Origin of the sequence: Streptomyces ardesiacus (assembly GCF_003112575.1) — a bacterium.
GTDB classification, from domain to species: domain Bacteria; phylum Actinomycetota; class Actinomycetes; order Streptomycetales; family Streptomycetaceae; genus Streptomyces; species Streptomyces ardesiacus.
Genome location: NZ_BEWC01000008.1, coordinates 663839 through 676809 on the forward strand (window position 1 = coordinate 663839; position 12971 = coordinate 676809).

Consider the following 12971-nt stretch of genomic DNA (forward strand, 5'->3'; position numbering starts at 1 on the left):
CCGACGCACGGATGACGGGCCGGACGCGACGGTCCCGACGAGCGGGGGACGGTCAGGCCGCGCCCAGCCGGTAGACGTTGAAGGCCCGGCGGATGACCGGCTGCGCCACGTTGCGCACCCGGACCCCGCCCGCCGTCATCCCGTGCTCCGAACCCAGGTGGGCGTGGCCGTGGACCGCCAGGTCGGCGCCGGCCGTGTCGATGGCCTCCGCCAGCAGATAGCTGCCGAGGAACGGATGGATCTCCGGCGGCTCCCCGGCGAGCGTGTCGGCGACGGGGGAGAAGTGGGTCAGCGCCACCCGCGCCGTGCAGCCCTGCGTGTCCAGCTCCTTGAGGGCCGCGTGCAGACTCTCCGCCGAGCGGCGGGTGGTGCGCACGAACTCCTTCATCACCGGCTCGCCGAACTCGCCCGCGCTGCGCCCGACGAACCCGCCGCCGAAGCCCTTGGTCCCGGCGATCCCCACGGTGCCCCCGGCGCACTCCACGACCGTGCCCTCGCCCTCCAGCACCTCCACCCCGGCGTCCCGGAGGATGGCGGTGACCCTCTCCGGCTGCTCGTCGTGGTGGTCGTGGTTGCCGAGGACCGCCACCACCGGCACCGGCAGGTCCGCCACCTCACGGGCCACCACCCGCGCCTCCCGCGGGGTGCCGTGCCGGGTGAGGTCCCCGGCGAGGAGCAGCAGGTCGGCACAGTCGGGCAGGGTCTCGAAGGCGGGCCGCAGCAGCCCCTGGCTGTCGGGTCCCATGTGGATGTCCCCGACGGCGGCGACGCGGATCATCACAGCTCCTCCGCACGGTCGGGGCGGGCCGTCTCCGCCACCACGACGTCCGTGTGCACGGTCAGCCCGGCCAGCTCCTCGCGGGCGAGGCGCAGCACGGTCTCCCGGCACTGCGCCGAGGGCACCGTGCCGGTGACCGCGACCGCCCCCGCCCGGAACTCGGCCCGTACGCCGAGTTCCCCCAGCTCCTCCGCGGCGAGCCGCTCCTGGAAATGGGCCACACGGTATTCGGCGTTCTCAGGGGTCCCGGGTGCCTCGGCCGCGGAGGCGGGGCCGCTCGCCGCGGGGCCCTGGTGTCCGACGGGGTCGCTCATGTCTGCTCCTCCTTCGGGGCGGCGGCCGCGGGACCGGCCGGCGGGATGATCTCCAGCCGTTCGAGAACGAAGAAGAACGCTGCGGGCATCGGATCCTCGCCGCAGTCCCGGCGCAGCGCCGGCCAGTCGATCTTCTCGCGCAGGGTGCGGGCGATCGGGAGCACGGCACCGAAGTCGCAGTGGTGCTCGGAGAAGGCCGCCAGCAGGCCGCGCAGCAGATCGGTCGGCGACAGGACCGGCATCAGCACCGAGTCGACCGACAGCTCCTGGGCCCGGGCCAGCAGACGCGTCGTGACGGGCTCGTGCGCCAGCTCGAAGATGAGGTCCACCTGCTGCCCCAGGCAGTCCGCCTTGAGCAGCCAGTCCTCGGGCGGCGTGTAGACCACCAGCCCCGCCTCCCGCAGTGTGGCGGCGACGGCGTCCGCGTCCTCGGGCCGGATGCAGAAGTCGACGTCGTGCTGGAGGTTGCGGGTGCCGCCGTGGGCGTAGACGGCGACGCTGCCGGCCAGCGCGAACGGGTGCTCCGCCTTCTTGAGGACCGCCCCGACCCGCTTGGCGGCCTGGAGGATCGCCTGGGTGCGGTCGACGGGGAGGGCCTCGCGAGGTGCCTCGTGCCCGGGGGCCGCTGCCGCCTCCCCGACGGCGGGGCGCAGCTCGGAGACGCCGGCGCGCCGGCCGTGGGTGTGGTCGTCGGCGGGCTGCCTCATCGCTGTCCCCTTCTCGGGTCCCCGGGTCCCCGGGTCCCCGGGTCCCCGGGTCCCCGGGTCCCCGGGTCCCCGGACCGTCGCCGTCGCGGGGGCGGACCGGCCTCCGCCCCCGCGCGCTCGGGTACCCGGCGCCGTACCGCCGACACCGCGGCGCGAGGAGACCGCGGGCCGCGCGCGGCGTGACCCGGACCGCCGGCCGTCAGCCCGACTGGGGGCGCGGGAGGGACCGGCCACCCCGCGGCGGCGGCCGCCACTCGAACATCAGCAGCGTCGCGTCGTCCCGCAACTGGCCGCCCTTCATGTCCAGGATCGAGTGGATCAGACGGCGCAACGACTCCGGCGCGAGCTCACCGCCGGCCGTGGCCCTGATGACGTAGTCGCCGAAACGCTCCAGGCCCAGCAGCTTCGCCTCCCGGGTCCGGGCCTCCACCACACCGTCGGTGTACATCAGCACCCGGTCCCCCGGCTCCAGCGCGATCTCGTGCACCCGGCGCTGCTGGGAGGTGAGCAGGGAGGGCATGCCCATCGGAGGGTCGGTGTCACGCTCCATGGCGTCGATCATCAACCGCTCGTCACGGATCAGGATGGGCGCCGGGTGACCGCAGTTGACCCAGCGCAGCAGGCCGGTGACCAGGTCCAGCTGGGCGACGATCGCCGTGCAGAACTTGTCCGGGAGCCAACTGGACAGCGCCTCGTCCACGCTCCGCACCAGCTCGGGCAGGTGCAGCCCGGTGCGCCGGGCGTTGCGGCAGGCGGCCAGCGACACGGTGGTGGTGAGTCCGGAGGCCAGGTCGTGCCCCATGGCGTCCATGACGGCCACGTGCAGCGTCGTGTCGGTCAGCGCGTGGTCGAAGGCGTCGCCGCCGATCTCGTAGGCCGGTTCGAGCACCGCCGTGGACACGACGTTCCCGTCGCCGATGGTGCGCGGCGGCAACAGGGCGCGCAGCAGCTCGGCCGGCAGCTGCATCCGCTCGGTGCGGGTGTGCCGGACGAAGGAGTCCTCGAACAACCGCTTGGAGGTGATCACCATGGCGAGCAGCGAGGCGAGCGCCCGGCCGCGGGTCAGCGAGGAGGCGGTGAGGGCGGGCTCGTCGACGGCCAGTACGCCGAGCCGCTCCGCGCCGTCGAGGAGCGGGAACCAGGCGGTGATGCCGCCCCCCGTCGCGGACTCCTCCACCCGCAGCGACTGCGTGCGGTAGGCCCAGCCCGCCAGGGAACCGTCGACCGGGAGCGTCGGCGCCACGGCCGTCTGGGGGACGAGCCGGCGCTGCTGGAGGTCGACGAGGTAGACGACGGCGTGCCGCAGCCCGAGTGCCTTGGCGGCACGCACGGTGGTGGCGCGCAGGTCCAGGGTCAGGTGGGCCGGATCGGCGAGGAACCGGCGCAGGGCCGCGTCGCCCGAATCCGGCGTGGCCACGTCGTCTCCTCTCGTCGGAAGCCCGCCGCGGCGGGGAGGATGCCCAGCAGTCTGGCACCGGGCTTCCGGCCCCGCCCCCCCCGGGCCGGTCGTCCGGGCGGCGCTTCGGTCCCGGCAGAAGGGGCACGCGTCACCCCGTACGACCCCGAGCGCCGAGGAGTGGTGCCGCATGACCGAGTACGAGCGATCCCGCACCATGCCCGCCCAGCCCGAGCAGGTCTTCGACCAGGCCGCCAACGTCGGACAGCTCGCGACCTGGCTGCCCGGCGACCTGCACGTGGAGCCGGAGGAGCCGCCCGCCGTCACCGTCCACGAGGACCGCACCGACCAGGACACCTCCGCCCTGCTGCGCGCCCGGCCCGAGCAGATGCGGCTCGAGTGGGGCACCCGCGAGCAGGGCAGCTACGCCGGCTGGCTGCAGGTCGCCGGACTGGACAGCGGGGCCAGCGAGGTCACGGTGCACCTGTCGTTCTTCGACGACAGCCACGACCCGGGACAAGGGACGGTGGCCGAGGCCCTCGACGGCAGCCTGCGGCGGCTGGAGGAGCAGGTGCGGATGCGCACCGACAACGCGGCCGGCTGACCGAACGGGCGGGCCGGTGGGCACCCGCGCGCCGCCCCGCCCTGCCCCGCCCTGCCCTGGGCCGTATGCCGTCCTGTCCCGCGTGCCGCCCCGGCCCGTGCTCCGCCCCGGCCCGTGCTCCGCCCCCTCCCGGCCCCTGCCCCGCTCGGCCCGGGTCCCGCCCGGCACCCCGGGGCACCCACCCGCCATGGACGCTCACCGACGCCCGCTGCTGGACTGCACGCCGGCACTGCTCGCCGAGGGCTACGCCTGGCTGCCCAACCGCATGCGCGACAGCACCCGCCCCGTGCTGCGCACCCGGCTCCTCGGCAGACCCGCGCTGGCCGTGCGCGGACCGGAGGCCGTCCGCTTCTTCTACGACGAGTCGCACGTCCGCCGGCACGGAGCGATCCCGGCCCCGGTCCTGGACACCCTGTTCGGCCAGGGCGCGGTCCACACCCTCGACGGGGCGGCCCACCGCACGCGCAAGGAACTCTTCCTGCCGCTGCTCGAAGCGGGCCGCGTCGCCCGCCTCACCGAGCACGTCACCGGAGCCTGGGACGAGGCCGTGCGCTCCTGGAGCCGGCGCGAGCGCGTCGTCCTGTTCGACGAGGCGGCGGCCGTGCTCACCCGTGGCGTCTGCGACTGGGCGGGAGTCCCGCGCCGGGCCGTGGACGTGGACACCCTGGCACGGGACCTGGTCGCGATGGTCGACGGCTTCGCCACCCCGGGCCCGCGCCACCTGCGGGCCCGCCGCGCCCGCGCCCGGCAGGAGGCCCGCACGGCCCGCCTGGTCGAGGAGGTCAGGACGGACGCGGCCGTGGCCCCCGCCGGCTCGTTCCTCGAACGGGTGGCCCGGCACCGCGACGCGGAGCGGGGCCCGCTGGACTCCCGGACGGCGGCGGTGGAACTGCTGAACGTCCTGCGCCCCACCGTCGCCGTGAGCTGGTTCGTGGCCTTCGCCGCCCACGCCCTGCACCGGTGGCCGGCCCATCGCGAGCGGCTGCGCGCCGGTGACGACGCCTTCGCCACGGCCTTCGCCCACGAGGTGCGCCGCTTCTACCCGTTCGCCCCGTTCCTCGGCGGACGCACCGTCACCGAACAGACCTGGCACGGCGAGTCCGTCCCGGCCGGCGGCATCCTGCTGCTCGACGTGTACGGGCAGAACCACGACGAGGAGCTCTGGGGCGACCCGTACACCTTCCGGCCCCAACGGTTCCTGGACCGGCCCCCCGGCCCCGACGAGCTGATCCCCCAGGGCGGCGGCGACCCCGCGGCCGGCCACCGCTGCCCCGGCGAGCGCGTCACCGTCGGCCTGCTCCAGGCGCTGGCGGTGCGGTTGGCACGCCTGGACTGCACCGTCCCCGAGCAGGATCTGCGCATCCCGCTGCGCCGGGTCCCGACCCGGCCCCGCAGCGGCTTCGTCGTCACCGGCGTACGCGCACCCTGACGACACGTCACGCGCACCCGTTCAGGGCCGGTTGGCTGATCGTTTGCAGCCGTCCGGGTGCGCCCGGGTCCCGGGCGGCCGAACCGGCCGTCACCCGAATGGACCCCGCTCGCTACTGGTCACGGCCGAACCGGTGTCTCCTGGTGAGTGTCAGCGGCGTCCAGGCTGGGAGGCCGATCATGTACGAAATGTGCGTGGGCCCGGAGAAGGCGGGCGGAGCGTTGGTGTGGCACGTACTGTCCAAGCAGGCCGCGGCCACACTCTGCGGACAGCAGCTCCGCGAACGCAGAGAAGCATCCGACGGTGAACGGGCGCGTCATTGCCCGGACTGCATGGCTTCCTTCGAGAAGTTGATGGCAACCACACCGTGCTGACGGACCGTCCGCAAACCGTCCGCCCCGTCGCCCCGAGCGGCGGGGCGGACGCCGTGACGGGACCGGAGCCCGGACACGTCCCCCGACGATCACTCGGTTGGCGCAGAGTCATGACGGGACGCCGGGGAAGACGCACGGTCGTGCCCCGCCGCGCGCCGTCCTCCCGCGCACGGGGCGGCAGGGTGCGCCGCGGCCGGGATCCCCGAGTCGGCCGCGGCGCCTCCTCCTCCGGCCGCTGAGCGGCCTTCCCACCCGGCCCGCCGATGGGTGTCGGCCGCCGGAGCATTTGGGTGTCGTCCCCGATGGCCGCGCTGCGGCAGAGCGTGTGACAGTGGACCGACGCCGCGCCCCGGGGGTCTTTCCCGGGGGCCGGGGGGCGTTTTCGCACAAGCCCTGTCCCGCCCGTTCGCGGGCGGTGCCGCATGGTCCGGCGCGAAGGTGCTGTGCCCGCCCGGGCACCGGTCGGCCGACGGGCATGGTGGCGACGCCGCGGGCCGCAAGCGGCCCGGGCACGGGCGCTCGCCGTCCGGGCCGCTGCCGGCCCGCGGGTTTCCCGCCCCCGAGCGGTGTCACGCCACGGGGGAGTGGCGGTCCGGGGCCGCCCGGCCCGGCACGACGATGCGGCACGACGACGTGTGGCACGAAGACGTGTGCCACGGCGACGTATGCCCTGACGACGTACGACACGGCGTCGTGCGGCACGACGACGTGCCGCACGACGGCTGCGGCACGCCCGCACACGACCCGACCGGCACGACCTGACGACGTATCACCCGACCACGCACGACCGACGAAGGAGAATGCGCATCCATCCCCGTCAAGTGAAGCCCGTCCGACCCTGCGCGCGAGTGAAGGCGGTGACCCGTGGGACACGCTGACACCCTGCTCGCCATGGGCGGTGCCTTCGTGGCCGCCGCGTTCCTCGCCCGCCTCGGCGGCAGGATCGGACTGCCGACGATCCCCCTGTTCATGCTCGCCGGCATCCTGCTCGGCCCGCACACACCGGGCTTCGTCCTGGTGGAGGACGCGCACGACTTCGAGATGCTCTCCGCGCTCGGACTCGTGCTGCTGCTCTTCTACCTGGGGCTGGAGTTCCACCTCGACGACCTCAAGAGCGGAGGCAAACGGCTGCTGACCGCCGGGGGCGTGTATCTGCTCCTGAACGTCGGAGCCGGGCTCGGCTTCGGCTTCGTCCTCGGGTGGGGCGTGCGCGAGGCGCTGGTCCTGGCGGGCGTGCTCGGGATCTCCTCCTCCGCGATCGTCACCAAGATCCTCATCGACCTGGGCCGGATCGGCCGTCCGGAGACCCGGCTGATCCTCGGCGTCATCGTCGTGGAGGACATCTTCCTCGCGCTGTACCTGGCCGCCCTGCAACCGGTCATCTCGGGCGCGCACGGCGTGGCCGACATGGCGCTGCAGGCCGGCAAGGCCTTCGGCTTCCTGCTGGTGCTGGCCGCCGCCGCCCGCTACGGCACCCGGCTCGTGGGCCGGCTGATCCACACGCGGGACAACGAACTGCTCGTCATCAGCTTCCTCGGCGCCGCCGTGCTCGTCGCCGGGGTCTCCGAACTCCTCGGCGTCGCCGACGCGATCGGCGCCTTCATGGTGGGCCTGATCCTCGCCGGCACCCCCTCGGGGCCGCGGATCCGGGAGCTGGTGCACCCGCTGCGCGACGCCTTCGCGGCCATCTTCTTCTTCGCCTTCGGCCTCGCCATCGACCCCGGCGACCTCGCCTCCGTCGCCGGTCCGGTCGCCGCCGCGGCGGCCCTGACCGTCGTCATGAACGTCGTCGCGGGACTGTGCGTCGCCCGGGTGTACCGCTACGGCAGCGAACCGGCCGCGGAGATCGCCACCACCCTGGTCGCCCGGGGGGAGTTCGCGCTGATCCTGGCCGCCATGGCCGCGGGCGCCGGACTGGACGCGCGGCTCGCCCCCTTCATCGCCGGGTACGTGCTCGTCCTCGCCGTCCTCGGACCCGTCGTCGCGGGGCGCGCCCACGTACTCGCCGGTGCGCTGCGGGCCGCCGGCCGGCTGCTGCCCGGGGCCCCGGCACCGGCCGCGGCGCCCGGCGACGGGAGCGGTGCGGGGGATGAGGGGACGGACGCGGACAGCCGTCCGGTGCCGGCCGGGGCCTCCTGCTCGTCCGGCTCCGGGGACTCCTCCCCGGAACACGCGAAGACGGAGCGCTGAGCACCTCCGCCTCAGCGCGGTGCCCCGCGGTTCCCGGTGGGACAATCTGCCCACAGGACCGTTGTCACGCCGCCGCGGCCGGACGCGTCCGGGACCGGAAGGAGCCAGTCAGCATGATCGAGTGGGTGCCCCTGGGCAGCGGTGCCAGACCCGTTCCCCGGCCGGTCGCGGCTCCCCTGGTGTGGGCCGGGGCCTTCGGCGGCGCCCTCCTGCTGGTGGGGCTCCTCAACGGCACCGTCGGCTCGGGACGTCCGGGTCTCGCCCTGGTCGCGCTCTCGCTGCTGGCGGCCCTGCTCGGCCTGTGCGCGCCGTTCGCGGCCGCCCCGGGGACGGCCGTGCTGTGCTGGTTGTCCCTCAACGGCTTCGCCATACCGCCGGCCGGCACCCTCACGTGGGCCGGCCGGCGGGACGCGTTCTGGCTCGCCTGCCTGCTCGGCGCGGCCCTCGTCGGTACGGCGCTGGCCCGCCTGGTGCACGCGCGGGCCGCCTACCGCCGGCTGACCACGGCGACGGGCCCCGACGCGCCGGAGCCGGGGACCGGTCCCGGCGACGTCTGAGCCCGTTCGGGACCCGGAGCCGCGGCGCGGTCCGGGACACCGGCGGTGGGGGAGGGCCGGAGCCGGCACGGACCGGCCCTCCCCGCCCGGTCAGGCCGTGTGGAGGGTCAGGCCGTAGCGGTTCAGGATCTCGTTGACGGGCTGGAACCAGGTCTCCCCGCCGCTGGAGCAGTTGCCCCAGCCGCCCGAGGTGACGCCCTGCGCCTGGTCACCGCTGATGAAGGAGCCGCCGGAGTCGCCGCCCTCGGCGCACACACTGGTCTTGGTGAGCTGGTGCACCACCGAGCCGTCGCTGTAGTTGACCGTCTCGTTGTGGGCCAGCACGGTGCCGCAGTGCCAGTGCGTGGTGGAGCCGGAGCGGCAGATCGAGGCACCCACGGGCGCCACGTTCGAGCCGCGCACGAGCTGGTCGGAGACCGTGCCCCAGCCGAGCACGACCGGCACCGTCCACCAGCCGCTGCCCACACTGACCCACGCGTAGTCGTTGTCGGGGAAGGACGAGCCCTGGAACGTGCCGATGTAGGAGCCGTCCCAGCCGCTGACCCCGGCGCCGGCCCGGCCGCAGTGCCCGGCGGTGACGAACCCGCCGTGCACCGAGAAACCGATGGAGCAGCGGACGTTGCCGGTGTAGTACGGGTCGCCGCCGACGGTGCCGGCGGCGAAGGTCCCCGGGGCCGACGGCACCGGGCGCACCGTGACCGGACCGGTCTCGCGGGCCTGCTTCAGGAAGCGCTGGACATCGTTGTCAGCCTGCTCGCTCGCGACCACGTCGACGACCACGGTGCCGGCGCGCTGGTCGACGTGCCAGCCGCTGACACCCGCGGGGGCGTCGAGGCGGTCGACGCGCGCCTTGGCCGCGTCCAGTTGCCGCGCGCTGTGCTCGACGGTGCGCACCTGTGCACCGGTGGCGCGCACCGCGCTCAGCGTCGAGGGGGCCGCGTCGGAGGTGACGGCCACGGTGAGTCTGCCGGTGTCGGCGTCGAACCACGAGCCGCCGTAGGCCGCTCCGGCGGCCCGGCGCGCCACCGGTTCCACTTCGGTGGCGTCGCGTTCGGCCGCGAGCCGGTCCTCGGCCTGGTCCCGGGTGAGGCCGAAGTCGCGCTGCATGGCGTCCAGAAGGCCGGCGGAGGCCGGCCGTTCGTCGACGGAGGCGGCGGGGGCCCCGGCCGCCGAGGCCGGCAGGGTGCCGACCGCGGTGAGGCTGCCGAGCACGAGGAGTCCGGCCAGGCCGAGGTGCCTGAGTCTGCTGCGTCTCACGGAGTTGCCCTTCGTCGTTCCAGCAAAGGTGGGGGTGGAACAGATGACACGGAACAACCGCGGTGTGAGAGCGCTCTCATCGGGTCGCTTCGAGCGTAGCCAGCCCATGTCTTCAGGTCCATGCCAATGCACGGCCTTTCCGTGCCGCCTTTCCTGCCGCCGGTCCGCGCACCCGGTCGTTTCGCCCCCTTCGCCCGGTTGGGCGGCCGCCGACGGGGCACTCAGGCTCCGTCCGCGCAACGACGGCCCGCAGCGGCCACTGGACGTGGGAGGCACACGTGGCGATCCGGCACCGGCTGATCCAGGCGACCCCGCAGGCCGTCTGGGACGTCCTCGCGGACGGCGACGCCTACGTGCAGTGGGTGGTCGGCCCCTCGAAGGTCACCCCCAGGGACGGGCGGTGGCCGCAGGTCGGGGCGACCATCGCGTACGAGGTGCGGCTCGGGCCGCTGCTGCTCGACAACGAGTCGGTGGTCAGACGCTGCGTGGAGGGCTCCGTGCTGGAACTGGAGGCCAAGGCGGGCCGGCTCGGCACCGCCCGGATCGCCGTCGAACTGCGCCCGTGGGGCGAGCAGTGCCTGGTGATCGTGGACGAGCACCCCCTGCGCGGCCCCGGGGGCCTGCTGCACAACGTCGGCGTCGAGGCCCTGATCCAGGTGCGCCACCGCGCCATGCTCGCCAGACTCGCCAAGCTGTGCGAGTCCCGCGCCGGCGACCGGTGCCGCCCCGACCCGCCCGACACGGTGGGCGCGGTGCACCACCGGCGGGGAACCGGCCGTGCCTGACGCCGTCGACGCCGTCGTGGTGGGAGCCGGACCCAACGGCCTGGTGGCGGCGAACCTGCTGGCCGACGCGGGCTGGAGCGTGACGGTCCTGGAGGAGCAGCCCGAGCCGGGCGGCGCGGTGCGGCACGACGACGCGGTCGCCCCCGGCTTCGTCAACGACCTGTTCAGCTCCTTCTACCCGCTGGCCGCCGCCTCCCCGGTCCTCGGCGGACTCCACCTGGAGGAGCACGGGCTGCGCTGGGCGCACGCACCCCACGTCCTCGCCCACCCCCTGACCGACGGCACCTGTGCCGTCCTCGACCGCGACCTCGCCACCACCGCCGCGTCGCTCGACGCCTTCGCCCCCGGGGACGGCGCCGCCTGGGAACGGCTCCACGCGGTGTGGGACCGCTACCGGGCCGACATCGTGGACGCCCTGTTCACCCCCTTCCCGCCCGTGCGCGCCGGTGCCCGGCTGGCCCTGCGGCTGCGCGGCGCGGGCGGACTCAGGCTCGCCCGCACCCTGGTCCTGCCCGTGCGCCGCATGGGCGAGGAGGAGTTCCGCGGCGAGGGCGGCAGACTGCTCCTGGCCGGCAACGCCCTGCACGCCGACCTCGCCCCCGAGGCGGCCGGCAGCGGCGGCTTCGGCTGGCTGATGTCGATGCTCGGACAGACCTACGGCTTCCCCGTGCCGGTCGGCGGCTCCGGCGCCCTCACCGAGGCCCTGGTCCGCCGCCTGCGCGCCCGGGGCGGCACCCTGCACTGCGGGCGGCGCGTCGACCGCGTCCTGGTCCGCGACCGGCGCGCGGCCGGCGTGCGCACCGCCGACGGGGACGCCGTCACCGCCCGCCGCGCCGTCCTCGCGGACGTCTCCGTCCCCGCCCTGTACGGCCGGCTCGTCGCCCCGGCGGACCTGCCGGACCAAGTCCGCAGGGACCTGCGGCGCTTCCAGTGGGACTTCGCCACCTTCAAGGTCGACTGGGCGCTGGACGGCCCCGTGCCCTGGCGCTGCGAGGAGGCGGCGGGGGCCGGCACCGTGCACCTCTCCGACGGCCTCGACGAACTGACCCGGTTCGCCGCCCAGATCGCCATGCGGCAGGTCCCCGACCGCCCCTTCTCGCTCTTCGGCCAGATGACGACCACCGACCCGACCCGCTCACCGGCCGGCACCGAGTCCGCCTGGGCCTACACCCACGTCCCGCACGACATCCGCGGCGACGCGGGGGACGAGGGCGTCACCGGGAGCTGGGACCGGCGGGAGCAGGAGCTGATGGCCGACCGGGTCGAACGCCAGGTGGAACGGTTCGCTCCCGGATTCCGCGCCCTGGTCCGGGCCCGGCGCGTGCTGGCCCCGCCCACCCTCCAGGCCATGAACGCCAACCTGGAGGGCGGCGCCATCAACGGCGGCACCACCGCCATGCACCAGCAGCTCGTCTTCCGGCCCGTGCCCGGCACCGGACGGCCGGAGACACCGGTGACCGGTCTCTTCCTCGCCTCCGCGGGCGCCCACCCGGGAGGCGGGGTGCACGGCGCGCCCGGCGCCAACGCCGCGCGCGCCGCCCTGCGCCAGCACCGGTTCGCGGGCCTCGCCCGCCTGCAGCGGTCCCTGACCCGACGCGACCGGACCGGCGACCGGTGCTGACCGCGGTCGGGCGCCCGCCCGGTCCGGGACGACTCCGAGGACCCGAGGAAAGGGCCGACCCGTGAACGACAGTCCCCTCGACCACCGCACCGTCGTGGTGACCGGCGCCGCGCGCGGACTGGGCGCCGCCCTGGCCCGCGCCTGCGCCCGCCGCGGCGCCCGGCTCGCCCTGCTCGGCCTGGAGAAGCCGCTGCTGGACGCCCTGGCGGCGGACCTGCCGACCCCGGCGCTCGCCGTCGAGACCGACGTCACCGACCCCGCCGCGCTGGCCGACGCGGCCGAGGAGACCCGCCGGCGCCTGGGCAGGCCGTCGGTCGTGGTGGCCAACGCGGGCATCGCCCACGGCGGACCGTTCGCCACCTCGGACCCCGCCGAGTGGCGCCGCGTCGTGGACGTCAACCTGACCGGCAGCGCCCACACCGCTCGCGCCTTCCTGCCGGACCTGCTCGACACCGCGGGCTACCACCTCCAGATCGCCTCGCTGGCCTCGCTCGGCGCCGCCCCCATGATGAGCGCCTACTGCGCCGCCAAGGCCGGCGTGGAAGCCTTCACCCACTCGCTGCGCGCCGAGGTGGCCCACCGCGGCGTCGCCGTGGGCACCGCCTACCTCAACTGGATGGACACGGACATGATCCGCGACGCCGACCGGTACCCGGTCCTGCGCGGACTGCGCGCCCACATGCCGCCGCCGGCCCGCCGCACGTTCCCGCCCGAGGACGTCGCGGCCCGGCTGGTCCGCGCCGTGGAGCGCCGCCGTACCGCCGTGTACGTGCCGGGCTGGCTGCGCCTGGTCCAGTGGGGACGCGCGGCGCTGCCGCCGGCGGTCGTACGGCTGTCCCGCCACGAACTGCCGCGGATGGAGGCCGAGGAGCCGCTCGGCCACACCGGCCCGCTCGGCGCGGGCGGACTGGCCGACCGCGCGGCGGACAGGGGGCGCTAGCCGCCGCGGGGCCCGGGAC

12 protein-coding genes are annotated in these 12971 nt (G+C 75.3%); 7 read left to right on the forward strand and 5 right to left on the reverse strand.

The genetic code is table 11. The features are described from left to right. Positions 1-52: 52 nt before the first annotated feature. The 4 genes from Sdi02f_RS28075 to Sdi02f_RS28090 all read right to left on the reverse strand — a co-directional run bounded on the left by Sdi02f_RS28075 (position 53) and on the right by Sdi02f_RS28090 (position 3216). Positions 53-778 (reverse strand): metallophosphoesterase family protein, encoded by a 726-nt coding sequence (locus tag Sdi02f_RS28075; protein ID WP_030403329.1) that lies wholly within the window; start codon positions 776-778, stop codon positions 53-55. Next, a complete protein-coding gene (locus Sdi02f_RS28080; RefSeq protein WP_031185543.1) occupies positions 778-1092 on the reverse strand; it encodes a BON domain-containing protein in 315 nt (104 codons plus the stop codon). Before Sdi02f_RS28080 ends, Sdi02f_RS28075 begins: the two co-directional genes overlap by 1 nt. Further along, positions 1089-1799 (reverse strand): nucleotidyltransferase family protein, encoded by a 711-nt coding sequence (locus Sdi02f_RS28085; protein WP_053639251.1) that lies wholly within the window; start codon positions 1797-1799, stop codon positions 1089-1091. Before Sdi02f_RS28085 ends, Sdi02f_RS28080 begins: the two co-directional genes overlap by 4 nt. 199 nt (positions 1800-1998) lie before the next feature. Beyond that, positions 1999-3216, reverse strand: coding sequence for a PP2C family protein-serine/threonine phosphatase (locus Sdi02f_RS28090; protein ID WP_167458260.1), 1218 nt, complete (start codon positions 3214-3216; stop codon positions 1999-2001). Positions 3217-3385: 169 nt separating this feature from the next. Here Sdi02f_RS28090 and Sdi02f_RS28095 point away from each other — a divergent pair, with 169 nt between their 5' ends. The 4 genes from Sdi02f_RS28095 to Sdi02f_RS28115 all read left to right on the forward strand — a co-directional run bounded on the left by Sdi02f_RS28095 (position 3386) and on the right by Sdi02f_RS28115 (position 8349). Then, positions 3386-3799, forward strand: coding sequence for an SRPBCC family protein (locus Sdi02f_RS28095; RefSeq protein ID WP_030403325.1), 414 nt, complete (start codon positions 3386-3388; stop codon positions 3797-3799). A 187-nt stretch (positions 3800-3986) separates the two neighbouring features. Further along, positions 3987-5228 (forward strand): cytochrome P450, encoded by a 1242-nt coding sequence (locus Sdi02f_RS28100; protein WP_078936851.1) that lies wholly within the window; start codon positions 3987-3989, stop codon positions 5226-5228. Between the two features lie 1238 nt (positions 5229-6466). Then, positions 6467-7792 carry a cation:proton antiporter gene (locus Sdi02f_RS28110; RefSeq protein ID WP_108934227.1) on the forward strand — a complete coding sequence of 442 codons (1326 nt, stop codon included), beginning with the start codon at positions 6467-6469 and terminating at the stop codon, positions 7790-7792. Positions 7793-7905: 113 nt separating this feature from the next. Further along, positions 7906-8349: a hypothetical protein gene (locus Sdi02f_RS28115; protein WP_030403322.1), complete on the forward strand. Its 444-nt coding sequence runs from the start codon at positions 7906-7908 to the stop codon at positions 8347-8349. A 90-nt stretch (positions 8350-8439) separates the two neighbouring features. On the opposite strand, the gene Sdi02f_RS28120 is transcribed toward Sdi02f_RS28115, so the two are convergent. Continuing rightward, positions 8440-9606: a S1 family peptidase gene (locus Sdi02f_RS28120; RefSeq protein WP_031085569.1), complete on the reverse strand. Its 1167-nt coding sequence runs from the start codon at positions 9604-9606 to the stop codon at positions 8440-8442. A gap of 278 nt (positions 9607-9884) precedes the next feature. Between Sdi02f_RS28120 and Sdi02f_RS28125 the strand changes: the two genes are divergently transcribed. The 3 genes from Sdi02f_RS28125 (at position 9885) to Sdi02f_RS28135 (ending at position 12952) form a co-directional block, all read left to right on the forward strand. Continuing rightward, positions 9885-10391: an SRPBCC family protein gene (locus tag Sdi02f_RS28125; protein WP_031085567.1), complete on the forward strand. Its 507-nt coding sequence runs from the start codon at positions 9885-9887 to the stop codon at positions 10389-10391. Beyond that, positions 10384-12012, forward strand: coding sequence for a phytoene desaturase family protein (locus Sdi02f_RS28130; protein ID WP_030403319.1), 1629 nt, complete (start codon positions 10384-10386; stop codon positions 12010-12012). The genes Sdi02f_RS28125 and Sdi02f_RS28130 overlap by 8 nt, the downstream gene beginning before the upstream one ends. A 61-nt stretch (positions 12013-12073) precedes the next feature. Next, positions 12074-12952 carry an SDR family oxidoreductase gene (locus Sdi02f_RS28135; RefSeq protein WP_030403318.1) on the forward strand — a complete coding sequence of 293 codons (879 nt, stop codon included), beginning with the start codon at positions 12074-12076 and terminating at the stop codon, positions 12950-12952. The last annotated feature ends 19 nt before the right edge of the window (positions 12953-12971 follow it).